At 69.9% G+C, this 23,303-nt stretch carries 23 protein-coding genes, 1 pseudogene and 1 riboswitch; of the genes and pseudogenes, 18 read left to right on the forward strand and 6 right to left on the reverse strand.

Annotation, left to right across the window (positions count from 1 at the left end):
• Positions 1-47 precede the first annotated feature (47 nt).
• A complete protein-coding gene (locus BLV39_RS03115) occupies positions 48-1,553 on the reverse strand; it encodes a C40 family peptidase (protein WP_090786882.1) in 1,506 nt (501 codons plus the stop codon).
• A gap of 218 nt (positions 1,554-1,771) precedes the next feature.
• Between BLV39_RS03115 and mqnE the strand changes: the two genes are divergently transcribed.
• Both mqnE and BLV39_RS03125 read left to right on the forward strand, forming a co-directional pair.
• Positions 1,772-2,941, forward strand: a complete 1,170-nt coding sequence (gene mqnE, locus BLV39_RS03120) for an aminofutalosine synthase MqnE (protein ID WP_090786885.1) — start codon at positions 1,772-1,774, stop codon at positions 2,939-2,941.
• Positions 2,938-3,204: a DUF4229 domain-containing protein gene (locus BLV39_RS03125; RefSeq protein ID WP_090786888.1), complete on the forward strand. Its 267-nt coding sequence runs from the start codon at positions 2,938-2,940 to the stop codon at positions 3,202-3,204. The genes mqnE and BLV39_RS03125 overlap by 4 nt, the downstream gene beginning before the upstream one ends.
• Here the strand turns inward: BLV39_RS03125 and BLV39_RS03130 are convergent, their stop codons facing one another.
• Entirely contained in the window at positions 3,205-4,554 is a 1,350-nt protein-coding gene (locus tag BLV39_RS03130; RefSeq protein WP_090786891.1) for a C39 family peptidase, read from the reverse strand.
• A 176-nt stretch (positions 4,555-4,730) separates the two neighbouring features.
• On the opposite strand from BLV39_RS03130, the gene BLV39_RS03135 reads away from it, so the two are divergent.
• From BLV39_RS03135 to BLV39_RS03165, 7 genes are all read left to right on the forward strand, one after another.
• Positions 4,731-6,602 carry a M14 family metallopeptidase gene (locus BLV39_RS03135; protein ID WP_090786894.1) on the forward strand — a complete coding sequence of 624 codons (1,872 nt, stop codon included), beginning with the start codon at positions 4,731-4,733 and terminating at the stop codon, positions 6,600-6,602.
• A 65-nt stretch (positions 6,603-6,667) separates the two neighbouring features.
• Positions 6,668-6,816: riboswitch (cobalamin riboswitch) on the forward strand.
• Positions 6,817-6,891: 75 nt separating this feature from the next.
• The gene (locus BLV39_RS03140; RefSeq protein ID WP_373315329.1) at positions 6,892-7,836 is read left to right on the forward strand and encodes an ABC transporter substrate-binding protein; all 945 of its coding nucleotides are present in this window, start codon (positions 6,892-6,894) and stop codon (positions 7,834-7,836) included.
• Entirely contained in the window at positions 7,833-8,876 is a 1,044-nt protein-coding gene (locus tag BLV39_RS03145) for a FecCD family ABC transporter permease (RefSeq protein WP_239083703.1), read from the forward strand. Before BLV39_RS03140 ends, BLV39_RS03145 begins: the two co-directional genes overlap by 4 nt.
• Positions 8,873-9,652 (forward strand): ABC transporter ATP-binding protein, encoded by a 780-nt coding sequence (locus BLV39_RS03150; RefSeq protein WP_090786903.1) that lies wholly within the window; start codon positions 8,873-8,875, stop codon positions 9,650-9,652. Before BLV39_RS03145 ends, BLV39_RS03150 begins: the two co-directional genes overlap by 4 nt.
• A gap of 82 nt (positions 9,653-9,734) precedes the next feature.
• On the forward strand, positions 9,735-10,313 hold the full coding sequence (locus BLV39_RS03155) for a hypothetical protein (RefSeq protein ID WP_143049626.1): 579 nt from the start codon (positions 9,735-9,737) through the stop codon (positions 10,311-10,313).
• Positions 10,314-10,324: 11 nt separating this feature from the next.
• Positions 10,325-11,365 carry a WD40/YVTN/BNR-like repeat-containing protein gene (locus tag BLV39_RS03160; RefSeq protein ID WP_244895836.1) on the forward strand — a complete coding sequence of 347 codons (1,041 nt, stop codon included), beginning with the start codon at positions 10,325-10,327 and terminating at the stop codon, positions 11,363-11,365.
• Entirely contained in the window at positions 11,362-11,994 is a 633-nt protein-coding gene (locus tag BLV39_RS03165) for a DUF7003 family protein (RefSeq protein WP_239083686.1), read from the forward strand. Before BLV39_RS03160 ends, BLV39_RS03165 begins: the two co-directional genes overlap by 4 nt.
• Here BLV39_RS03165 and BLV39_RS03170 read toward each other — a convergent pair.
• Complete coding sequence (locus tag BLV39_RS03170) at positions 11,991-14,048, reverse strand: HelD family protein (protein ID WP_090786914.1); 2,058 nt, start codon at positions 14,046-14,048, stop codon at positions 11,991-11,993. The genes BLV39_RS03165 and BLV39_RS03170 overlap by 4 nt on opposite strands.
• Before the next feature lie 207 nt (positions 14,049-14,255).
• Between BLV39_RS03170 and BLV39_RS03175 the strand changes: the two are divergent.
• The 5 genes and pseudogenes from BLV39_RS03175 to BLV39_RS03195 form a co-directional block, all read left to right on the forward strand.
• A pseudogene (locus BLV39_RS03175) lies at positions 14,256-14,417 on the forward strand (type II toxin-antitoxin system RelE/ParE family toxin); the annotation flags it as partial.
• A gap of 16 nt (positions 14,418-14,433) precedes the next feature.
• Positions 14,434-14,751 carry a helix-turn-helix domain-containing protein gene (locus BLV39_RS03180; RefSeq protein ID WP_090786917.1) on the forward strand — a complete coding sequence of 106 codons (318 nt, stop codon included), beginning with the start codon at positions 14,434-14,436 and terminating at the stop codon, positions 14,749-14,751.
• Positions 14,752-14,802: 51 nt separating this feature from the next.
• Positions 14,803-15,381, forward strand: a complete 579-nt coding sequence (locus BLV39_RS03185) for an ArsR/SmtB family transcription factor (protein ID WP_090786920.1) — start codon at positions 14,803-14,805, stop codon at positions 15,379-15,381.
• A gap of 50 nt (positions 15,382-15,431) precedes the next feature.
• Positions 15,432-16,661 (forward strand): MFS transporter, encoded by a 1,230-nt coding sequence (locus BLV39_RS03190; RefSeq protein ID WP_090786923.1) that lies wholly within the window; start codon positions 15,432-15,434, stop codon positions 16,659-16,661.
• A gap of 36 nt (positions 16,662-16,697) precedes the next feature.
• Positions 16,698-17,546: a menaquinone biosynthetic enzyme MqnA/MqnD family protein gene (locus BLV39_RS03195; protein WP_090786926.1), complete on the forward strand. Its 849-nt coding sequence runs from the start codon at positions 16,698-16,700 to the stop codon at positions 17,544-17,546.
• Here the strand turns inward: BLV39_RS03195 and BLV39_RS03200 are convergent.
• The 3 genes from BLV39_RS03200 to BLV39_RS03210 all read right to left on the reverse strand — a co-directional run bounded on the left by BLV39_RS03200 (position 17,543) and on the right by BLV39_RS03210 (position 20,482).
• Positions 17,543-18,466 (reverse strand): serine hydrolase, encoded by a 924-nt coding sequence (locus BLV39_RS03200; protein ID WP_090786929.1) that lies wholly within the window; start codon positions 18,464-18,466, stop codon positions 17,543-17,545. The two genes, BLV39_RS03195 and BLV39_RS03200, sit on opposite strands and share 4 nt — an antisense overlap.
• A gap of 108 nt (positions 18,467-18,574) precedes the next feature.
• The gene (locus BLV39_RS03205; protein ID WP_090786933.1) at positions 18,575-19,513 is read right to left on the reverse strand and encodes a serine hydrolase; all 939 of its coding nucleotides are present in this window, start codon (positions 19,511-19,513) and stop codon (positions 18,575-18,577) included.
• 3 nt (positions 19,514-19,516) lie between these two features.
• Positions 19,517-20,482, reverse strand: a complete 966-nt coding sequence (locus BLV39_RS03210; RefSeq protein WP_090786936.1) for a hypothetical protein — start codon at positions 20,480-20,482, stop codon at positions 19,517-19,519.
• A gap of 325 nt (positions 20,483-20,807) precedes the next feature.
• Between BLV39_RS03210 and paaA the strand changes: the two genes are divergently transcribed.
• Genes paaA through paaD form a run of 4 tightly spaced genes read left to right on the forward strand, consistent with a single transcriptional unit; the run spans position 20,808 to position 23,303 of the window.
• A complete protein-coding gene (gene paaA / locus BLV39_RS03215; protein ID WP_090786939.1) occupies positions 20,808-21,860 on the forward strand; it encodes a 1,2-phenylacetyl-CoA epoxidase subunit PaaA in 1,053 nt (350 codons plus the stop codon).
• On the forward strand, positions 21,857-22,138 hold the full coding sequence (gene paaB / locus BLV39_RS03220; RefSeq protein ID WP_090786942.1) for a 1,2-phenylacetyl-CoA epoxidase subunit PaaB: 282 nt from the start codon (positions 21,857-21,859) through the stop codon (positions 22,136-22,138). Before paaA ends, paaB begins: the two co-directional genes overlap by 4 nt.
• Entirely contained in the window at positions 22,135-22,842 is a 708-nt protein-coding gene (gene paaC, locus BLV39_RS03225; RefSeq protein ID WP_090786944.1) for a 1,2-phenylacetyl-CoA epoxidase subunit PaaC, read from the forward strand. Before paaB ends, paaC begins: the two co-directional genes overlap by 4 nt.
• Positions 22,839-23,303, forward strand: a complete 465-nt coding sequence (gene paaD, locus BLV39_RS03230; RefSeq protein ID WP_090791079.1) for a 1,2-phenylacetyl-CoA epoxidase subunit PaaD — start codon at positions 22,839-22,841, stop codon at positions 23,301-23,303. Before paaC ends, paaD begins: the two co-directional genes overlap by 4 nt.

Here is a 23,303-nt window from a genome sequence, read left to right on the forward strand (position 1 = left end):
GTCACATCGTGGCACAACCGCACACCCCGGCATGCCGGGAAGTGGCCTCAGCTCCCTGACGTGCCGGTCGGCGTGGCGGCCGAGTCGGTCGGTGGCACGTCCTCCTGTGTCGCCGGAGGCGTGGTCGGCTCCTTCTCGTCCGTGGTGGGCGGAGCTGTGGTCTCCTCCGGCGGATCGGTCGGCGCCTCCGTCGTCGGCGGCGGCTCGGTGGTCGGCGGCGGCTCCGTCGGTGGCTTGGTCGGCACATCCACCGGAGGCTTCGTCACCGGCGGCTTGGTCGGCGGCTTCGTCGGAGGCTTGGTCGGAGGCTTCGTCGGCGGCGTGGTGGGCGGTGGGGTGGCGGCCTGCTGCGCCGGGAAGATCCGGGTGGCGCCGTAGAACCGTGACCACCAGACCGTCGACACCTTCACCACGTCGCCGGTGGTCGGCGCGTGCACCATCTTGCCGCCACCGATGTACATGCCGACGTGGTGCACGCTCTGCCAGCTCGACCCGGAGGCGAAGAAGATGAGGTCGCCGGGCAGCAGCGCGGACCGCGACACGCTGCGGTTTCGGCTGTAGTAGTACTGGTCGCGGGCCACGCGGGGCAGGTCGCGGAAACCGGCCGCCCGGTAGGACGCCCACATCAGGCCGGAGCAGTCGAACGAGTTGGGACCCTCGGCCGCCCAGACGTACGGGTCGCCGAGCTGAGCCAGCGCGTACCGGACGGCGACCATCGCCTTGTCGTTGGCCTTCATCCCGGCGACGCTCTCGCCCGAGATGTACTGGGCGCCGAGCCGCTGCTCGGAGCGCTCCTGCTGACGCTCGTACGCCTCGACGGCGTCGATGTTGTCGGCCCGCAGCGTGCGCAGGGCGTCTTCCTTGGTCTTGCGGCTCTTCTCGAGCGACCCGACGTCGGTGAGGAGCTGCTGGTGCTTCGTCTGCATCGCGGCGTAGTAGGCGGTCGCGTTCTGCTCGGCGAGCCGCGCCCGCTCGACCTCGTCGCCGGCGATCTCCGGGTGCGGCCCGGTCGACTGACCGGTCAACATCCGTTGCAACGTGTCGAGATCCTGCATGTCGCGGTCGTAGATGCCCGGGGGCAGTGCGGCCGCGGCCTTGAGCGCGTCGGCGGCGGCGCTGTCGGCATTGCGCTGGGCGGAGGCCAACTGGTCGCGCATCGTTCGCAGGTTGGCGTCGGCCAGCGACAGGTCGGACGCTGCCTGGTCACGCTGCTGCTGGAGCTCCAGCACCCGCTCGCCGAGCAAGGCGACCTCGGTCGCGCTGGCGTTGATCCGGGCGGCCAACGGGCCGCTGGCGACCGGGGACGGCAACTGCGGAATGTTCGTCGCCGGCGGCTGGCCGGGCAACTGGATCGTGCCGAGCGGCTCCGGGCGGGAACCGGCGTCCGGCACGGTGTTGGGCAGGGGCGGATCCGCCGCCCGGGGAACGGCCAATGCGGGCGTGCCGAAACCGGCGGCCGCAGCGGCGGTCGCCGTGAGCAACGCGGCCCACGCCACTGGTCTGATGACCCGCATGTCCGGGCCGTCGTGGCGGTTGGGCTGCCGGCGCGTCATGATCCTCCCCGGTTGTCGCGTTGTGACGGGCGAACGCCGGACGGCACATTACGTCCCGGTTAGGACGTGAGGAGCCCTCTGGTGTATCCCGTCACACTCGTTACTACCGCAAAACTGTGGTCACTGTCGATGGCAGCAGCGGTAACGAGACGCTGAGAACCGGTGAACGGTGGTAGCCAATCAGTGATCATCGGCCGGCGGCACGTACGCTCGCCTGCATGGACGAGGCACGTAAGCACGAGCTCGAGGAAAAGGTCTACGCGGGTATCCGACTTTCCCGTCAAGACGGTGTGGACCTCTACGAGTGCGATGACCTGGCCTGGCTCGGCCGGCTGGCCCACCACAAGCGCACAGAGCTCAACGGCGACCGGGTGATGTTCAACATCAACCGGCACCTCAACCTGACCAACGTCTGTTCGGCCAGTTGCGCATACTGCTCGTTCCAGCGCAAGCCGGGCGAGAAGGACGCGTACACGATGCGCATCGACGAGGCCGTCCGCAAGGCCAAGGAGATGGAGAGTGAGCAGCTCACCGAGCTGCACATCGTCAACGGCCTGCACCCGACGCTGCCGTGGCGCTACTACCCCAAGGTGCTGCGCGAGCTGAAGTCGGCGCTGCCGAACGTCAACCTCAAGTGCTTCACCGCGACCGAGGTGCAGTGGTTCGAGAAGATCAGCGGGCTGTCCGCCGACGCGATCCTCGACGAGCTGATGGACGCGGGCCTCGAGTCGCTGACCGGCGGTGGTGCGGAGATCTTCGACTGGGAGGTCCGCCAGCACATCGTCGACCACGAGTGCCACTGGGAAGACTGGTCGCGGATCCACAAGCTGGCGCACAGCAAGGGCATGAAGACCCCGGCCACGATGCTGTACGGGCACATCGAGGAGCCCCGGCACCGCGTCGACCACGTCATGCGGCTGCGTGAGCTGCAGGACGAGACCGGTGGCTTCGCGGTCTTCATCCCGCTGCGCTACCAGCACGACTTCGTCGACTCGCAGGACGGCAAGGTCCGCAACAAGCTCCAGGCGCGCACCACGATGGCGTCCCCGGCCGAGTCGCTCAAGACCTTCGCCGTGTCCCGCCTGATGTTCGACAACGTGCCGCACGTCAAGTGCTTCTGGGTGATGCACGGCCTGTCGGTCGCCCAGCTCTCGCTGAACTTCGGCGTCGACGACCTGGACGGCTCGGTGGTCGAATACAAGATCACGCACGACGCCGACTCGTACGGCACGCCCAACACGATGCACCGCGAAGACCTGCTCAACATGATCGGGGACGCCGGCTTCCGGCCCGTCGAGCGGGACACCCGCTACAACGTCGTCCGCGAGTACGACGCTCCTCCGTCGCTGGCCGAGCGCCGCGCCGAACCGCAGGACGTGATGTCGTGAGCCCCACCGTCAAGTACACGCTGGCCCGGCTCGGGCTCTTCGTGGTCATCTTCGCCGTGCTGCTGCCGGTGCCGATGGGCCTGTTCCTCAAGCTGATCCTGGCGGTGGCCTTCTCGGCGACGGTCTCGTGGTTCTTCCTGCGCACGTGGCGCGACCAGATGGCGCAGCAGCTCGCCGACACGGTCGACAAGCGCCGCGCCGACAAGGCCAAGCTCCGCTCCGCGCTGGCCGGCGACGAAGAGCCGCCGGCCAGCGTTTCCTAGCTACCAGTTGGTCGAGCCGGCCACCTTCGGCCAGGGCTTCCACCACGGCTTGATCAGGTAGGCGATGCCGCCGGTGCCGCCCGAGGTGCCGCCGCTCGCGTTGATCCGCTTCGTGCGCAGCCAGATCTGCTCGAACTGGCTGCGCTTGTAGACGTTGCGGACCACGTCGTTCGACGAGCTGGCCGGGTCGTTGATGATGACGTCGCCGTCCATGGTGAAGCCGACGATCACGAACAGGTGCCCGGACGTGCCGTAGTTCGCCCCGTCCAGCTCGCTGGCCAGGAAGGACTGCGAGGTGACGATCGGGATGCCGGCCGCGATGAAGCGCTCCGCCTCGTCGAGCGAGTGCAGCCGGGTGACCTTGCCTTCCAACCCGGGATACGACGCCGCGTACGCGGTGTTGAACGGCCAGTTCCCCGCACCGTCGTACGTGTAGTCGTAGGTCATCCGGGCCGCGTGGTTGACCGACGGGTCCGGGTAGGTCGGGTCGACCCACGCGGTGTCCGCGGCCGAGGGCTTGCGGCCCCAGTACTCGACGACCATCTCGGTCGAGGTGGGCGAGCACCAGGCCTCGCCGCCGCCGTCGTACTCGGGATAGTGCCCCTCGTGGATGTTCTGTGAGTAGGTCGGCACCGCCAGTTCCTTGCCCCAGGCGATGTGCCCGGCGCTCGGCGGCACGGTGAACCGGTCGGGCACATAGGACGACATCGCGCCCAGCGCCCAGACCCGTGGCGCGGCGAACTGGCCCGGCGCCTTGTAGAGAGTCAGCCGCAACTGGTACGAGCGCAGCATCACGCCGGTGGCGACGTCGTCGATCGAGAACGTGTCGGTCCAGATCGTCGAGTACGGGTCGCCCTGCCGGTTCACCGACGTGCGCCGGATGTCCTCGTCGCCGGACGCCCAGCGCCCCATCACGTACCACGGAGTCTGGTTACCGGTGTTGTAGGTGCCCTGCATCTCGACCTGGATCCAGGTGCCGCGCGGCGTCTCGGCGTTCCACGAGGCGATGAGCTCGCTCGCGTCGAACCCGACGTCGCGCTTCGGCGAGGTCCAGGTGGCGTAGTTCCAGCTTCGGGTCACGCCGGTGTGCGGATCGGTGTATTCGGTCGTCCCCTGTGGACGCAGGATGGTCACGCCACCCTGCAGGCCGGGAACGCCCGGAATGCCCGGCAGAGCCAGGGTGCCCTGGTGCGTGCCGGTACGCCAGTCGCGATAGGTCGACCAGCCCTGGTACGTGATCTGTTCGTCATGGACGGGCGTCGAGGTGGCGGCGCCAGCCGGTGCCGCGAACCCGGCAATCAAGGCAACCGCGCCGAAAACCGCGACGGCCGCCCGCGCTGATGCGTTCATGGCTGTCACTATCGCTGGCGAAAGGAAGTTTCACCAGACCGCATTTCGCTGAAGTTCATTGCCGGCAGGATGATCGACCTGGCATGCCCCCGCACAAAGACCCATATTGATATGACCATGAAACGGGTGGTGAGGTTCGACCAACGTTCCTCCACCTACCCCCATGGAGGTCATGCATGGCCATCCGTCTGGGCCGGCGCCGCGCGCTGACCGCACTGGTCAGCACCGCGATCGTCGGCCTGCTAGTCGCCTCGGCCAACCCGGTCTCGGCGAAACCGGCGCCCGGCGGGCCGCGCGCCGTGGTCGCGCCGTCGGCCGAGTACCGCGTTCTCGGCCCGAAGACCCTGGCCGAACGCAACGCCGTCGCTCGCACCGGTGCCGCGATCGACTACGTCGAGCACGGCGTTCTCAACGTCACCGCCACCGCGGTCGAGGCCGCCGCCATCGGGCGGCTCGGCTTCAAACTGGAGCGCGTCACGGCCCCAGCGGCCAGTGGTGGCCCGACGGCGCTGGCGTTCCCGCCCGCGGACTCCAACTACCACGACTACGCCGAGCTGACCGCCGTGGTCAACCAGGTCGTCGCGGACCACCCGTCGATCGCCCGCAAGCTGTCGATCGGCAGCTCGTACGAGGGCCGCGACCTGATGCTGATCAAGATCTCCGACAACGTCAACACCGACGAGGCCGAGCCGGAGATCCTGTTCAACGCGCAGCAGCACGCGCGTGAGCACCTGACCGTCGAGATGGCCATCTACCTGCTCAACCTGTTCACCGACAACTACGGCTCGGACTCCCGGATCACGAACATCGTCAACAGCCGGGAAATCTGGATCGTGCCGAGCGTCAACCCGGACGGCAGCGAGTACGACATCGCCACGGGGTCCTACCGGAGCTGGCGCAAGAACCGGCAGCCCAACTCCGGCTCGTCCAATGTGGGCACCGACCTCAACCGCAACTGGAGCTACCAGTGGGGTTGCTGCGGCGGATCGTCCGGCACGACCAGCTCGGAGACCTACCGTGGCCCGTCGGCGTTCAGCGCCCCGGAGACCCAGCGCCTGCGCGACTTCGTCAACAGCCGGGTCGTCGGCGGCCAGCAGCAGATCAAGGCCAACATCGACTTCCACACGTACTCGCAGCTCGTGCTCTGGCCCTTCGGCTACACCACCGCCAATACGGCGACCGGGATGACCGCGGACCAGTACAACACGTTCGCCACCCTCGGGCAGCAGATGGCCGCGACCAACAGCTACACGCCCGAGCAGTCGTCCGACCTCTACATCGCCGACGGCACGAGCATCGACTGGATGTGGGCAGCCCACAACATCTGGGCGTACACCTTCGAGATGTATCCGGGTTCCGCCAGCGGTGGCGGCTTCTACCCGCCCGACGAGGTGATCCCGGCGCAGACCAGCCGCAACCGCGAAGCCGTGCTGATGCTTTCCGAGGCCGCGGACTGCCCGTACCGCGTCATCGGCAAGGAGGCGCAGTACTGCGGTGGCGGTGGCGGCACGACCGTCTACTCCGACACCTTCGAGACGGCCACCGGCTGGACCACCAACCCGTCCAGCACCGACACCGCTACCAGCGGGCAGTGGGTACGCGGTGACCCGGCAGCGACCACGTCGAGCGGTGCCAAGCAGCTCGGCACCACCGTCAGCGGCACCAACGACCTGGTCACCGGCGCGTCGGCCGGCACCGCCGCGGGCGACTTCGACATCGACGGCGGCCTGACCAGCGTCCGCTCGCCGGCGATCACCCTGCCCGCCAGCGGCACCCTGACGCTGAGCCTGTCCTGGTATCTCGCCCATGGCACGAACTCGTCGTCGGCGGACTTCTTCCGGGTCAGCGTGGTGCACAACGGCGGCACGACGGCCGTCTTCAGTCAGGCCGGCGCGGCCACCAACCGCAACGGTGCGTGGGCGGTCGCGAACGCCAACCTGTCCGCGTACGCCGGGCAGTCGGTCCGGATCCTGATCGAGGCGACTGATGCCTCGACCGCTTCGCTCGTGGAGGCCGGCGTCGACGACGTCCGGATCACCCAGAGCTGAGTATCGACGTCACCGGCGTCCCGTGGGCAACCGCGGGGCGCCGGTGATGCGCCTAACGGCCGCGTAACAGCCCTGCCGGTCATGGTGACCTCTGGGTTACCGTGCTCCCGACCCGAAGCAGCGAAGCCGGTGTGAACCCGGCGCTGTCCCGCAACTGTGATGCCCCTGTTCCAAGGGGACAAGCCAGGTCGCCTGCCGGGGTCGCGAACCAGCGCTCTCGAGGAAGGGCGCCTCGCAGGCCGGGCGAACCCCTGTCGGCGAAGCACCAGACCTCGACCGACAGGAGGCACTGATGCGATATCCGGCCCGTTTCGTCGCCGTCGCTCTCGGCGCGGCCCTCGCGCTCACCGGCTGCGGCTCCGGTGGCAACACGGAGAACGGCGGCACTCCGCCGAACACCGACGTCAGCGCCACCGCCGACTTCCCGGCGACCGTCGGCGACGTCACCGTCGCGGCCAAGCCGACCAAGATCGTCTCTCTGTCGCCGACCGCGACCGAGATGCTCTTCGCGGTCGGTGCCGGCCCGCAGGTGTTGGCGGTCGACGACCAGTCCAACTTCCCGGCCGAGGCGCCGAAGAGCGACCTGTCCGGTTACCAGCCCAACGCCGAGGCGATCGCCGGCAAGTCGCCCGACCTCGTCGTGGTCTCCAACGACACGAACAACGTGGTCGCCCAGCTCACGCAGTTGAAGATCCCGGTCTACCTCGCGGCGGCCGGCAAGACGATCGACGACACGTACCGGCAGATCACCGACCTGGGCGCGCTGACCGGCAACCGGCCGGCGGCGGAGGACCTGGCCAAGCGGATGAAGGTCGAGGTCGACAAGCTGGTCGCCGACGTCCCGAAGCGGACGACCAAGCTGACCTACTACTACGAGTTGGGCCCGGAGCTCTACTCGCTGACCTCCAAGACCTTCGTCGGCGCGCTGCTGGGCCAGCTCGGCCTGGAGAACATCGCGGACCCCGCCGACGCGGACGGCAAGAGCGCTGGCTATCCGCAGCTCGCCGCCGAGTCGCTGGTCAAGGCCGACCCCGACCTGATCTTCCTGTCCGACACGGTGTGCTGCCAGCAGAGCGCCGAGACGGTCAAGGCCCGCCCCGGCTGGGCCGGCATCACGGCGGTGAAGACCGGGCAGATCGTGCCGCTCAACGACGACATCGGCTCGCGGTGGGGCCCGCGCACCGTCGACCTGCTCCGTCAGGTCGCGGACGCGGTGTCCAAGGTGCCAGCCTGAAACCTTTGAGAATCCCCGGCGTACGGTGGCCGTGGCTGCTCGGCGGTGTGCTCGCCGTGGCGGTCGCGGCCATCGCCGGGCTCGCCTTCGGTCCGGTCTCACTGCCGCCCGGCGGGGTCGCCGCCGAGCTGCTGGACCTGATCCCGGGCGTCGACATCCATAGTGGACTAACGGAGCGCGACGCCGCGATCCTCCTGCAGCTAAGGCTGCCCCGGGTGGTGCTGGCGCTGCTCGCCGGCGCGATGCTGTCGCTGGCCGGCGCCTGCTACCAGGGCGCGTTCCGCAACCCGCTGGCCGACCCGTATCTGCTGGGCGCGGCGGCCGGCGCCGGGCTCGCGGTGACCGCGGTTGTCGCCCTGCGCGGAGCGGACCTGGGTTCCCTGCCACCGAGCGTGCCGCTGGCGGCCTTCGCCGGCGCGCTGATCGCGGTCGCGCTGACCTACCTGCTCGGCGTCGGTGGCCGGGACCGCAGTCCGGCCTCACTGATCCTCGCCGGCGTCGCGGTGTCCGCGTTCCTCGCCGCCGGGCAGACGTACCTCATGCAGCGCAACGCCGACGACATCCGGGCCATCTACTCGTGGTTGCTCGGGCGGCTGGCCACCAACGGCTGGCACGAGGTGCGGCTGCTGCTGCCGTACGCGGTCGTCACCACGGTCGTCGTGCTCGCCCTGCGCCGCGAGCTCGACGTGCTCTCGGTCGGTGACGACGAGGCGAGCAGCCTCGGCCTGCACCCGCAGCGGTCCCGCTTCATCCTGATCGCGGCGGCCTCACTCGGCACCGCCGCGGCGGTGTCGGTCTCTGGGCTGATCGGGTTCGTCGGCATCGTCGTGCCCCACATCGTGCGGATGCTCGCCGGCGGCAGCTACCGCGCGATCCTGCCGCTGTCGATGCTGTTCGGCGCGGCGTTCCTGGCGCTGGCCGACCTGGCGGGGCGGACGTTCGCCGCGCCCGCCGAGATCCCGATCGGTGTGGTCACGGCGTTCGTCGGCGGACCGTTCTTCGTGCTCGTCCTGCGCTCCGCGAAGCGGGTGCTCACATGACCGCCATCTCCGTTCGCGACCTGCACGTCACGCTCGGGAAGTCGCCGATCCTGCGCGGCGTCGATCTGTCGGTCGCGTCCGGCGAATGGGTCGCGGTGATCGGGCCCAACGGCGCCGGCAAGTCGACGCTGCTGCGGGCGATCGGCGGCCTGCTGCCCACGTCGGGCGCGGTCTCCCTGCTGGGTACGCCGGTTGAGCGCCTGCGCCGCCGCGCCCGCGCCCGCACGGTGGCCACCGTCGCGCAGTCGCCGGTCGTACCCCCGGGGATGTCGGTCTTCGACTACGTGCTGCTCGGCCGCACGCCGTTCGTCTCGCTGCTCGGCCGCGAGTCGGCTGGTGACCTGGCCGCGGTGCGCGCCCTGCTGGACCGCCTCGACCTGAGCGGGTTCGGCGACCGCGAGCTCGAGACCCTCTCCGGTGGCGAGCGGCAGCGGGCGTTCCTGGCACGGGCGCTGGCCCAGGAGCCGTCGCTGCTGCTGCTGGACGAGCCGACCAGCGCGCTCGACATCGGCCACCAGCAGGAGGTGCTCGAACTCGTCGACACGCTGCGCCGCGACCAGGGTCTGACGGTGCTCGCGACGATGCACGACCTCTCGATCGCGGGCGGCTACGCGGACCGGTTGGTGCTGCTGGCCGAGGGTGCGGTGGTCGCGGCCGGCACCCCGCGCGAAGTGTTGACCGAGGAGCTCCTGTCCCGCTTCTACCGGGCCAGGGTCCGAGTCGTGGACGGCGTCGACGGGCCGCTCGTGGTTCCTGTCCGTTCTGACCCGAAGTGATCCGTCCGGTCAGCCGAGACTGTCCGAGCGGTTCCTAGGTATTCGTGATAATCGACGGATTTTGTGGTTACCGTCGGAGTTTGTGAGCGTTCTTACGCACCGCACCGCATGGGTGCCCAGCGACGACCACACCCCTCATGACGACGCCGCCGAACTGGCGGCCGCGTGGGTGCTCGAACAGGCCCGAGCCCACGCCCTCCAGCCCCTCCTGCGCGACCCCGGCAAGGGTGGCAATCCTGGACGGGGTCATGCCGTGCTCGCCTACCTGCCCGACTACGACGACGTGCACAACTCGCTCCAGGCCGCCCGCTACGGCGCGTTCGCCGCCGTGGAGTCCGGTGCCCACCCGCTGATCGGATGGGCGATGGTGACCCGCGCCGTCAACCTGACGACCGGACAGATCACCGTGGACAGCCGCAGCGAGACCCTGAAGGAGGCCATCGAACGCATCCACTTCTTCGACAACAACGGCTGGACGCGCGGCTTCGGTGCCGAGAGCGCCAAGCGCATCCTCGGCGACCTGCCGCCGCCGGACCGCGACAAGGACCTGCTGTTAGGCAGCCTTTGCGCCCTCGGGTCGCGGGGCCGGGCACTCGAGCGACTCGGCGATCTGGCTCAGCGGGTGTGGAAGAAGATATCCACGGGCGCTGATCCAGAGTAAGTTCGGTCGGCATGTGGATGCGGAAAGCGTCGATGGCCGCCGTCTCACTGGGCGTGCTGGCCGTCTCGACGGGGTTCACCCATACCCCGTCACCGTCCTGGGAGCTCTCTCCGACCGACAGCACCGCGCGGCTGCGCGGCCTCTCCGTGGTCAGCGCGGCCACGGTCTGGGCCAGCGGCAGTCAGGGCACGGTCCTGCGTACGGTCAACGGGGGTCGCACCTGGTCCTCGGTCGGCCCTCCGGAGGCCGCGGCGCTGGAGCTTCGTGACATCGAGGCCTTCGACGCCCGGCGGGCGGTCGCGCTGTCCATCGGCACCGGCGAGGACTCCCGCGTCTATCGCACGGCGGACGGCGGCCGCACGTGGACGGAGACGTACCGCAACACCGACCCGGCAGCTTTCTACGACTGCCTGACCTTCCTCGACGAGCGACACGGGTTGGCCCTGTCGGACCCGGTCGACGGCAAGTTCCGCATCCTGTCCACGAGCGACGCGGGTCGTTCGTGGTCGGTGCTGCCGTCGGCCGGGATGCCAGCGGCCCTGCCGGGCGAGTTCGCGTTCGCGGCCAGCGGCACCTGCCTGGTCTCGTCCGGCGGCCGCGCCTACTTCGCCACCGGCGGCGGGGCCAGCGCCCGGGTCTTCCGCAGCGACGACCGGGGCTTGTCCTGGAAGGTGTCCGGCACCCCGGTGCCCAGCGGCCCGTCGGCCGGCATCTACTCGCTGGCCTTCCGCGACCGCGACCACGGTGTGGCGGTCGGCGGCGACTACGCGACCCCGACCGCGGCCCCCGACGGCGCGGCCATCACCCGCGACGGCGGCCGCACGTGGACACCGGCGGCGGACGAGCCGGGCGAGTACCGCTCGGGCGCGGCCTGGATGACCCGCCTGGGTCCGGTGCTGGCGGTGGGTCCGACCGGCAGCGACATCTCCTACGACGGCGGCCGGAAGTGGTCGCTGTTCGACTCGGGCAGCTTCGACGCGGTCGAGTGCGCCGGGCTCTCGGTCTGCTACGCCTCCGGCGAGCAGGGCCGGATAGCTAGATTGCGCTGGTGACCAGCCACATCCTCGAACAGCTCGACAATGCGGCCGACGAGGCTTTGTTTCCCTACCTCGACAACGGCTACTACTACCCGGTCGACGTGCGCCTGCACGCCTTCCGTGACGACCACCGCTGGGCGCTGGTGATCGAGACAGTCGGCTATTCACCGCGCGCCGCGAACCTGCACGACGTGCTGCATGTCTTCGGCAACTGCCTCACCCAGGGCGAGCCGGGGTTCGAGAACGAGGACTTCCTCGACCGCGTCGACAACTGGGACGAGGTCGAAGACGCCGATGAGTCGGAGGTCTACGCGGGCGGCCCGCTGGTGGTCCGCGGCCAACAGATCGAGGTCGGCGCCGATCGTGGCGCCGACCTGGTCGACGTGCTGCGGCTGCTGACGCCGGCACACCGGGAGGCGCTGCTCGCCGACGAGGCTGAGCTGCGCCGCCGGATCCCGGCCGACCTACCCGAGATCCTGCGGCTGGACGAGTGGCGCCAGCCGGTCGACGACGAGCTGCCGAGCGAGTGCGCGACGTTCCGGCAACTCGCCGAGGTGCTCTCGACCGGCGACCGCACGCGTTACCAGCCGTCGCCGGTGCCCAACACCCACTGGACCCATTGGCCGGACGCCGGCACCCTCTAGTCCCTCAGCACGGCCGGGAGCGGCGCCGTGTGCAGGACGGCCAGGCGGCTGACCGCTCGGGTGAGCACCACGTAGAGGCGGTGCAGGCCGCGGGGCTCGGCTTCGACGATGGCGGCCGGTTCGACGACCACCACGTGGTCGTACTCGAGACCCTTGACGACCGACGCCGGGACGACCGTCACCCGCGCCTCGCTCTCGACGTCGTCGGCGGTCGCGTTCTCGATGCCCGCCTTCGTCAGCGCGGCGCGGAGGCCGTCCACCGCGGTGTCGGCCGCGATCACGCCGACCGATCCGTCGTAGCTGAGGGCCGCGCGGACCTCGTCGACCATCGCGGCTTCGAGGTCGGTGACCGCTTCGATGGTCAGCCCGCCGTCGTTACGCAGCGAGCGGGCGGCGGGCACGTCGACCGCCAGGACGGGCAGCAGGCGGTTGGCGAACGCGACGACCGCCGCCGGCACGCGGAAGCCGATGGTCAGCGGGACCACTTCGGCGTCCGGCTTGCCGAGGTGGCGCAGGGTCTCGCGCCAGTCGGCGGCGGCCCACGGCGCGGTGCCCTGGGCGAGGTCGCCGAGCAGGGTGATCGAGCCGTGCTCGCTGCGCCGGGCGATCGCGCGGGCCTGCATCGCCGAGAGGTCCTGCGCCTCGTCGACCACGACGTGGCCGAAGCTCGGTCGGCGCTCGATCAGGCCGGCGGCCTCGTCGACCAGGACCAGGTCGGCGGTGGTCCACTTGGCCGACTTGAGCGAGCGGGGAGCGGCCGGCCAGCGGATCAGCTCGCGCTCGTCGTCGGTCAGCACCCCGGCCGGCGGGTCGATGAGGATCTCCGCGACCAGGGCCTCCGGCGTGACCGCCGGCCAGACCTGGTCGAGGAAGTCGGTGACCTGCTTGGCCTTGCCCATCCGCCGGAGCCAGGCGTCGTTGGGCGAGTCACCCCGGCGCGCCTCGGACTGGCGTTGCAGCAGGCTGACCACCCGGGCCCGGATCCGTTCGCGGGCCGTGCCGTAGGGCAGGTTCTCGGCCCGCACGTCGTCGACCAGCCGGCGGAGGACCTCGGCACCGATCCGCCAGCGGTACGACCCGTCGGGCACCGTCATCGGCTCGACGTCCCCGCCGATGTGGGCGTCGAGGGCGGTGGCGAGGACGGCGGCCATCCGGGCGTCGTGCTTGACCGTCGCGGCGGCCGTGGAGTCCTCGGCGCGTACCCGGACGGCCGCGATCAGGTCGTCCACCGTCGCCTGCTCGACCTCGACCTCGCCGAGTGCCGGCAGCACCGCGGAGATGTAGGACAGGAACGCCCGGTTCGGCCCGACCACCAGCACGCCCGACCGGCGCAGGCGCTCGCGGTGTAGGTAAAGAAGGTAGGCGGCGCGGTGCAGGCCCACCGCCGTCTTTCCGGTGCCGGGCGCGCCCTGCACGCAGATCGAGACGTCCAGGTCGGCCCGGACCAACTCGTCCTGCTCCGGCTGGATGGTGGCGACGATGTCGCGCATCGGGCCGACGCGGGGCCGCTCGATCTCGGCGGTCAGGATCCGGCTGGCGGTGCCGAGCTCCTCGCCCCGGTCGAGATGCTCGTCCTCGAAGCTGGTCAGCAGCCCGGCGGCGAACCCGAACCGGCGGCGCACCGCGATGCCCTGCGGTTCGCGGGCGCTGGCCCGGTAGAACGCGCGTGACACGGGCGCACGCCAGTCGAGCACCATCGGCTCGCCGTCGTCATCGGTGACGTGCCGGCGCCCGACGTGGTAGCGGTGCCCCGCGTGGTCCTCGGCGGCCGGGCTGCTGCCGAAGTCGAGCCGCCCGAAGAACAGCGGGGTGTCCGGGTCGTCGGCCAACTCGGCGACGCGGCGGGCGAGCGTACGCCCGAGCGTCTCGGCGGTGTAGGCGTCACCGGCGACGTTGCCGCCGGTGCTGAACAGGGCTTCGGCGCGGTCGCGCATCCGGCGCAGGGCGGCCCGGGACGCGGTCAGGTGCGCCCGTTCGCCGTCGAGGTCGGTCTCGAGATCGGAAGCGGGCTCGGTGGCATCGGTGTTCACAAGGTGATCAGCGGGCAGGGTCATCCGAGGAAACCTTCCGGCGGTGGTCAGTGGGACTCGGGAAGACCTGGGCCGCCCGGAACTCCGCGCGGAGCAAGCTCAATGCTCCAGCCGGTGCCGGCAGTGCCCGGTAACCACGCTTCCAGCGCGGCGGCGCTCCACGTTACGCCCGCCCAACCGACCATTCCACCGAATATCGACGCGAGGTATAGCGATCGCTATACTCGCCTGGTGGTCGCGGGCGAGTGGGACGTCTTCGTGGTCAACGAGGTATTGGAGTGGATCAATGAGCTAGACGCCGCAGCCCATGCGCGGGTGGTCCAGGCAATCGATCTACTGGCCGAGGTCGGCCCTGGTCTTGGCCGGCCGCTCGTAGACACCGTCGCTGGATCGGAGCAGGAGGACGCCGGTGAATAGCTACGTGCGCTGGCAGGACGTTCGTCGTGAGCAGGTGCGGCGGGCCGGGGGCGAGGCCGCCGTCGCTGCCGGCAAGGACGAGTTGCTGGCCGAGGTGGTGGGGCGGCGGCTGGCCGAGATCCGCCGTGCCCGGGGGTTCACCCAGCAGCAGGTCGCGGAACGGATGGGTGTCACCAAGGGGCGCGTATCCCAGATCGAGCAAGGGCAGATCTCCGGCCAGGAGGTGGTGGCCCGGTTCGCCGCCGCGCTCGGTGGCCGACTACAGCAGGCCATCTACTTCGACGACGGTGACATCGCCGCCATCGCGTGACCCGGCACCGCCGGCCCGGGAGGTGGCCGGCGGCGGTGGGACGATGTGGGTATGGCGGAGGTCGGGCAGGAACGGCGTCAGATCACGGATCCGAAGATGATGCGGGCCTTGGCGCATCCGGCGCGGTTGGCGATCTTGGAGCACCTCAACTCCACCGGGCAGGCGACGACCGCCACCGAGTTCGCGGAGATCGTCGGGTTGTCGCCCAGCGCTACCAGCTATCACCTTCGTGAGCTGGCCAAGGTCAACATGATCGAGGAGGCGCCGAGTCGGGGGGACGGGCGTGAGCGGGTCTGGCAGAGCCCCGTGCATTCCTTTCAGATCGACCTCGAGCGGGGCGACGATCCCGAGCGGCGGGCCGCCGAAGAGGCGCTGATGGCGGTCTACCTCGACCGGGACCAGGCCCGGCTGCGGGCGTACCTGTCTCGTTCCCGGGACGAGTCGCAGGAATGGCACGACGCCGCGGGGCTGACGACCTCGACGATCTTCGTCACCGCGGAGGAGCTCAAGGGCTTCTTCGAGCAGGTGCACCAGTTGATCGAGCCGTTGAAGAGGCGGAATCGCGGGGACGCGCCACCGGACGGCGCGCGTACCGTTCGCGTGCATTTTGCCGTGTTCCCTGACGACTGAGTCGAAGTCAGGGGTTGCGCCCGGCGGATGTGAAGGATTATTTTCGAAACATGTCCTTCGCATCTGCCGGTTCGTCGCGCTGGAGTGACGTCTACATCACCGCGGGCTCGCGGGCGCTGTCCATGGCCGGCGACGCGCTCGCCGCGACCACGCTCGCGCTCGCCCTGCAGGACCGCGGTGCCGGCGGGCTCGCGGTCTCCGGGCTCTGGCTCGCGGCGTCCCTGCCCCTCGTCGCGCTCGCTCCGCTGACGGGCCGGTTGGCCGACCGGTTCGACAGCCGCACGCTGCTGGTCGCGACCGGGCTCGTCCAGGCCCTGGTCTGCGCCGCCCTGGCCTTCGTCACCGCGCCCATCGCGTTGATCGCCCTGGTCGGCGTGCTGGCAGCGGGGCTAGCGATCACCAACCCGGTGTTCTCGGCGCTGGTGCCGTCGATGGTCACCCGCGACGACCTGCCCAAGGCGAGCGCGATCGGGCAGACCGCGTCGATGATCGGCACGCTGCTCGGGCCGGCCGCGGCCGGCTTCCTGGTCGGCGCCTTCGGCACCCGGCCGCCCCTGCTGATCGACGCCGCCACCTACCTGGCCGTCGCCTGCGCGGGGCTGCTGCTGCGTACCCGGCGCGGTGGCGCGACCGACGCGGCGCCGGCGGCCGCCGGCGCGGTGAACACGGTCTGGACGTTGCGCGGCGACGGCCTGCTGCTCGCCACCTTCCTCGCGTTCGGCGCGGTGGTCGCCGGCGTCGGCGGCGTCAACGTCATCGAGGTCTTCTTCATCCGCGACTCCCTCGGCGCCTCCGCGTCGGCGTTCGGGCTGGTCGCCGCCTCGTGGACCGCTGGCATGGCGGCCGGCGCCTGGGTGTTCGCCAAGCTCGTCCGCCGCTACGACGACGACGCCGGGTTGGCCCGGGCCGTGCTGATCCTGTTGGGCTCCACCTGCGTGCCGGTCGCGATCAGCGCCGCCGCGCCCGGCGTCTGGCTGGTCGTGCTGCTCTGGCTGGCCGGCGGCCTGCTCAACGGCGGTCTCGGGGTGTTCAGCACGATCCTGGTCTCCCGCCGGGTGCCGGAACGGGCGCGCGGTCGGGCGTTCGCCGGGCTCAACGCCGCGGCCAACGGCGGTGCCATGTTCGGGTACGTGCTGGCCGGCGCCCTGCTGGGGCCCTTCTCCCCGCGTGCGCTGGTGCTGGGGTTCGGCCTGGCCGGGGTGCTGGCGGTGGTCGCCGTCGCGGTGCCGGTCGCCCGGGCGATCCAGCGGGAGCGCGTCACATCCGCGGCGGTCGCCTGAGCGCCGTCCCACTGCTCGGGATACGGTGAGGTCACCATGATGGAGATTCGCAGACCCCGAGTCGGGCACATCCAGTTCCTGAACTGTCTTCCGATCTACTGGGGCCTGATGCGCTCGGGCGCTCTGCTCGACGTCGACCTCCACAAGGACACCCCGGACAAGCTCAACACGGCCCTGGTCGCCGGTGACCTCGACATCGGCCCGATATCGCTGGTCGAATACCTGCGCCACGCCGACGAGCTGGTCCTGCTGCCCGACCTCGCGGTCGGCAGCGACGGCCCGGTGCTGTCCGTCAACATGGTCTCGACCAAGCCGCTCGCCGAGCTGGATGGTGCCCGGGTCGCGCTCGGTTCGACCTCGCGGACCGGGGTGCTGCTCGCGCAGATGCTGCTGACCCAGCGGCACGGCGTGACGCCCGAGTACTTCCGGTGCCCGCCCGAGCTCACCCAGATGATGCTCGAGGCCGACGCCGCCGTGCTGATCGGTGACGCCGCTCTGCGGGCGCTCTACGAGGCACCGGGTCGCGGGCTGACGGTCACCGACCTGGGCCAGGCCTGGCGAGAGTGGACCGGCCTGCCGATGGTGTTCGCCGTCTGGGCGGCCCGGCGGGACTTCGCCGAGCGCAACCCGGGCCAGGTCAAAGAGGTGCACGAGGCGTTCCTGCGCTCGCGCGAGCTGTGCCTGTCGGAGCTCGACGAGGTGGCCACCGCCGCGGCCCGCTGGGAGCCGTTCGACGCGGCGACGCTGGCGGAGTACTTCCGGGTGCTCGACTTCTCCCTCGGCGAACGCCAGATCGCCGGCCTGCGGGAGTTCGCCCGCCGTGCGGCGATCGCGGGCGAGGCGCCCGAGCTCCCGGCGACCGGCCCGGTCTTCTACACGGACTAACCCCCGGCCGCCTTGCGGAGCTGCGCGCCGACCAGCCGGCAGATCTCGGCGCCGTACTCGGGGCCTTTCTCGATCTCGTAGCGGGCCATCACGCCGACCACCCAGCCGGTGCCGATGGCCATGCAGCTCACGTGGTACTCCTGCTCCTCTTCCCGGTCGACCCAGCCGTTCTTCGTGGCGATCGCCTTCTGCTGGTCCTCCGGGAACGCCTTGCGGATGCCGAAGTCGCCGTCGTCGCGCACCGCCCGGAGCTGTTCGAGCAGGTACTCGGTCCAGGTCGGCCCGGCCGCACGCCCGTCCGCGATGCACGCTCCGAGCCGGGTGATGTCGGCGGGGGACAACAGGGTGCCGCTCCAGCCGCCGTCCGCGGCGACCAGGCTGTCGTGCAACTCGCAGGTCGAGATCAGGCGCCGGATCGAGTCGTCCCGGCCGTTGGCGGCGTAGAGCTCCTCCGCCGCCTCGTTGTCGCTGTCTCGGATCATCGTCTCGACCAGTTCGGCCTCTTCGGCGCTCGGCAGCAGACCCCGCTCGGCCTCCCGCCGCAGGAAGTCCGCGCCGATCCACGACTTGATCAGCGACGCGGTGGTGCTCAGGGCATCGCGGTCGGCCGGACCGGACAGCTCACCGGTACGGGTGTCGAGCAGCGCCCACGAGTACCAGCCGCTGTGCGAGATCCTGATCTCGGTCGCCTTCACCGGCAGCGGCGTGAGCTTCGACGCCGCGGTGGTGGGTGCCGACTCGGGCACCCGGCCGGTGGCGACCGCCTGGGGCATGACCCGCGAGCGCGCCGCCGACCGCGAGGCGAACGGCGACCCGGGCCAGAGCCGCGCTCCCGCGAAGCCGAGAACGGCGAGTACGCCGATGACGGCGATGACGGTCGTGGCGCGGTGATCCCGGCGCCGCCTATGGCTTGTGCTCAACGTCAGCCCCGGATGCGCCGGACGAAGGGTGGCAGACCTTCGTTCTGTCCAAGATTCCCTGGGTCAGGTTAGCGAGCCGGCGCGGCCCGCACCCGGAAACTTGGAGATCTAGCCAGCGGCGGCGCGGAGCTGCTCGCCGACCTGCTCACAGATGTCGGCGCCGTACGTGTAGCCCTTGTTGATCTCGTACTTGGTCATCACGCCGACTACCCAGCCGTCGCCGATCGCCATGCAGCTCACGTGGTACTCCTGCTCGCGCTGCCGGTCGACCCAGCCGTTCTTGATGGCGATCTTCTTCTGGTCGGCCGCCGGGAAGGCCTTGCGGATCCCGAAGTTGCCGGTGCCGCGCACCGCCCGCATCTCGTCGAGCAGGTACTTCGTCCATTTCGGACCCGCGGCGGTGCCGTTCGCGATGCAGGCGCCGAGGCGGGTGATGTCGGCGGGGGAGAGCAGCGTGCGGCTCCAACCGCCGTCGGCCGCGACCTTGCTGTCCTTGAGCTTGCACATGGTGATCAGCCGTTTGATCGACGGCGACCCGCCGTTGGCCTCGTAGAGCGACTGCGCGGCGTTGTTGTCGCTGTCCCTGATCATCGTCTCGACCTGGGCCATCCGCGACGCGCTCGGGTCGGTGCCCTGCTCGGCCGAGCGGCGCAGGAAGTCGGCGCCGATCCACGACTTGATCAACGAGGCGGTGGTGCTCAGGTCGGTGCGGTCGGCCGGGCCGGACATCTTCCCGGTGCGGGTGTCCAGCAGCGCCCACGAGTACCAGCCGGTGTGGTCGATCTGGACGTCCGTAGCCGCGACCGGCAGGGGCTTGAGCGTTGGCTTGGGCGTGGTCTTGGCCGGCGGCGTGGTCGGCGCCGCGTCCGGGTCACCAGTGGCGCCGGTCAGGCCGGGTGGGGTCTCCCAGCGGGCGGCGGCACGGGTGGCCATCGGTGATCCCGGCCAGAGCCGGATTCCCGCGACCGCGAGGGCGGCGAGTACGACGGCTATGGCGACAACGGACGTGGTGCGCCGGGCTCGGCGCCGCTTAGAGGGAGTCGCCAACGCTCAGCCCTGGCTGCCGCTGGAAGAAGGGATCTTCAGCGCGGCGCCGACCTTCGGGGTCACCAACTGGGTCGCGGTGTCCTGACACACCTTGGCGCCATAAGCCAGGCCCTGCGAGATGGGGTAGCGCGTCTGCACGGCGAGTACCCAGTCCTTGCTGATGGCCATGCAACTGATGTGCCAGTCGTTGTCATAGACGAGCGGTGTCCAGCCGTTCTTGATGCTGATCGGGCCCTGCTTGGTGGTGATCTCCTTGGGCAGGCCGTCGATGACGCCCCAGCGGCCGCCGCCGGACGACCTCTGCTGCTGGGTGACCTTGCCTTCGACCTTGGTCATCTCTTTGAGCACCAGCGGGGTGTACTTCTTACCGGCGGCCTTGCCCGACTGGATGCACTTGCCGAGCCGCGTCACGTCCTGCGCGGACATCTCGGTGAAGCTCCACCAGCCTTCGTAACCGGACACCGTGCCGAGGTGGGTGTTCTTCAACCCGCACCAACTGATCATGCGCTTGGTCTGCGTGGTGCCGCCGCCAAGCCTGTTGATGGTGCCGGCGGCGTTGTCGTCACTGTTGCGAATCGCCCGCTGGACCATCACCTGATTAGTAGAACTGAGCGGTTTGCCCGATTCGTCCAATTGACGTAAATAGTCCGAGACGATCCAAGTCTTGATCATCGACTCGGTCGAGCTCGTCTGTGACGCGCTGTTCTTCGAGCCGGAGATCTTGCCTGTCTTCAGGTCCATCAGGGCCCAGGAGTAAAAACCGTCGACCTTGACCGAGACCGGCTGGGGGGCGAGCGTCGGCTGGGGTGGTTCGACCACCTTTGGGGGGATCGTGGGCGCCGGGCCGGCAGCCGTCGCGGCGCTGCCGCCGCCGCCATCACTGATCTTGGCGTAGGCGGCGGGCACGAGCAGCACGCCGCCGAGCAGCAGGGCTGCGATGGCGAGCACCATAACCACGCGTGGACGCATGAAGGTGATCTCCGGTTGTTTTCTGGCCGGGGGGTGGCTCTCGGTAACCGATCGCAGGGGGTGGCGATCTACCGCGTCGAAGTCTACGACCGTCCCCGCGTCGATAGCAGGGTCGAGATTGCGTTAGCGGCCCGATATAACGCTGTTTGGGCACCATTCGCCTACAGAGTTAAGGAAATCTTAGATGTCGAGGTGACCGGAGTCATTGTCCATAGTGGAAGAAAGCATTTGCAGATTGCAGGGATCCGGTCACCCAGGGTGATAGCGCGCCACGGGTTTGTTACAGGTGCTGGCTTGTGTGTCAGGAAGCTGTAACACTGAGAGCATGTACGGGAATGACTTCGCGGGCCCGGATGCCGGGGCCGACGGTGGTCTCCTCGGGCAGGTCGAGGCCGCCGAGGCGGCGCTACGCGCCGCCGCGCACCGTGGTCGGGTCGAAGGCGATCCGGCGGCACTTCAGGACTACTTCGACGCGGTGATCGACGCCGACCAGAAGATCGAGCCCCGCGACTGGATGCCCGACGCCTATCGGCGTGGCCTGGTCAGGCAAATCGCCCAGCACGCCCATTCCGAGATCATCGGAATGCAGCCCGAAGGAAGCTGGATCACCCGCGCGCCGTCGCTCAAGCGCAAGGCGATCCTGCTGGCCAAGGTCCAGGACGAGGCGGGGCACGGCCTTTATCTCTACGCGGCCGCCGAGACCCTCGGCGTCACCCGCGCGGAACTGGTCGACATGCTCCTCGACGGCCGTCAGAAATACAGCTCGATCTTCAACTACCCGACGCTGACCTGGGCCGACATCGGCGCGATCGGCTGGCTGGTCGACGGTGCCGCGATCGTCAACCAGGTGCCGCTGTGCCGCTGCTCCTACGGCCCGTACGCGCGGGCGATGATCAGGATCTGCAAGGAGGAGTCCTTCCACCAGCGGCAGGGCTACGAGATCCTGCACACCCTGTCGCACGGCACGCCGGAGCAGCACGCGATGGCCCAGGACGCCATCGACCGCTGGTGGTACCCGTCGCTGGCGATGTTCGGTCCGCCGGACACCGACTCCACCCACTCCGCGCAGTCGATGGCCTGGAAGATCAAGCGCTTCTCCAACGACGACCTGCGGCAGCGCTTCGTCGACATGTGCGTCCAGCAGGCCGGCGTGCTGGGCCTGCGGATCCCGGACCCCGGTCTCCGCTGGAACAGTGAGCGCCAGGCACACGACTTCACCTCGCCGGACTTCGACGAGCTGATGCGAGTGATCAAGGGCGACGGCCCGTGCAACGCGGAGCGGATGGCGCACCGGCGCCAGGCCCATTCAGACGGTGCCTGGGTACGCGAGGCCGCCGCGGCGTACGCCGCCAAGCAGGAGGAAGTGGTGGTCGTATGACGGGCGAACCGTTGTTCGAGGTGTTCGTGCGCCCGCGTCGCGGGTTGTCGCACACGCACGTCGGCAGCCTGCACGCGCCCGACGCGGAGCTCGCCCTGCGCAACGCCCGGGACGTCTACACCCGGCGGGAAGAGGGCGTCTCTATCTGGGTCGTGCCGGCTACCGCCATCACCGCGTCGAGCCCCGACGAGAAGGACTCCTTCTTCGACCCGGCCGGTGACAAGGTCTACCGGCACCCCACCTTCTACGACGTACCCGACGGAGCGAAGCACCTGTGACCACGGTCGACTACGTCCTCCGGCTGGGCGACGACGCACTCGTCACCGCCCAGCGGCTCGGCGCCTGGTATGCCGCCGGACCGGAGATGGAGGAAGACGTCGCGCTGGCGAACATCGCGCTCGACCAGCTCGGCGCCGCCCGGCTGCTGCTGACCTACGCCGGCGAGCTGGAGGGCGCGGGCCGCGACGAGGACGCACTGGCCTACCAGCGCGGCCCCGCGGACTTCCGCAACTGCCGGCTGGTCGAGCAGCCCGAGCCGGACTTCGGCACGGTGATCGCCAAGCTGTTGCTGCTTTCGGCGTTCCAGCTTCCGTTCTACGAAGCGCTGGCCGGCGCCGGCGACGAGCGGCTCGCCGCGATCGCCGGCAAGACCCGCAAGGAATCGGCCTACCACCTCGACCACAGCACACTGTGGACGCTGCGGCTGGGTGACGGCACCGACGAGTCGCACCGGCGCACGCAAGCGGCCTTCGACACGTTGTGGCCCTTCGTCGACGGCCTGTTCGCGAGCAGCGAAGGCGGCCCGGTCGACGCGGCCGAGTTGCGCAAGACGTGGACGTCCACTGTGGAGGACATCCTCGGTCGCGCCACCCTGACCGTGCCGACGCCGGTCGCCGAGCCGACCGGCGAGCGCACCCACCTGGTCGAGCTGTTGGCCGAGATGCAGCAACTGCACCGTGCCCATCCGGGAGCGCGGTGGTGACGGCCGCGCGCGAGGCGGTGGCCGGGGTCGTCGACCCGGAGCTGCGCGTGGTGACCATCGACGAGCTCGGCATCCTCCGCGAGGTCGAGACGGACGACCGCGGCCACGTCACCGTCACGATCACGCCGACCTACACGGGCTGCCCGGCGATGGACGTGATCCGCGCCGACATCGGTGCCGCCCTGCGCGCCGCCGGGCACGCCGACCACGAGGTCCGCACCGTCTTCGCGCCGGCCTGGAGCACCGACTGGATCTCACCCAGCGGGCGCGAGAAGCTGGCCGCCGCCGGTGTCGCACCGCCCGGCCCATCCCACGCCGTCGCGCTGTCGCTGGCCGTCCGCTGCACGAACTGCGGGTCGGCCGACACCGAGCAGCTCAGCCGCTTCGGCTCGACCGCCTGCAAGGCGCTGTGGCGCTGCCGCGCCTGCCGCGAGCCGTTCGACGCGATGAAGGCCTACTGA

Source organism: Asanoa ishikariensis (genome assembly GCF_900107455.1).
Lineage (GTDB): Bacteria > Actinomycetota > Actinomycetes > Mycobacteriales > Micromonosporaceae > Asanoa > Asanoa ishikariensis.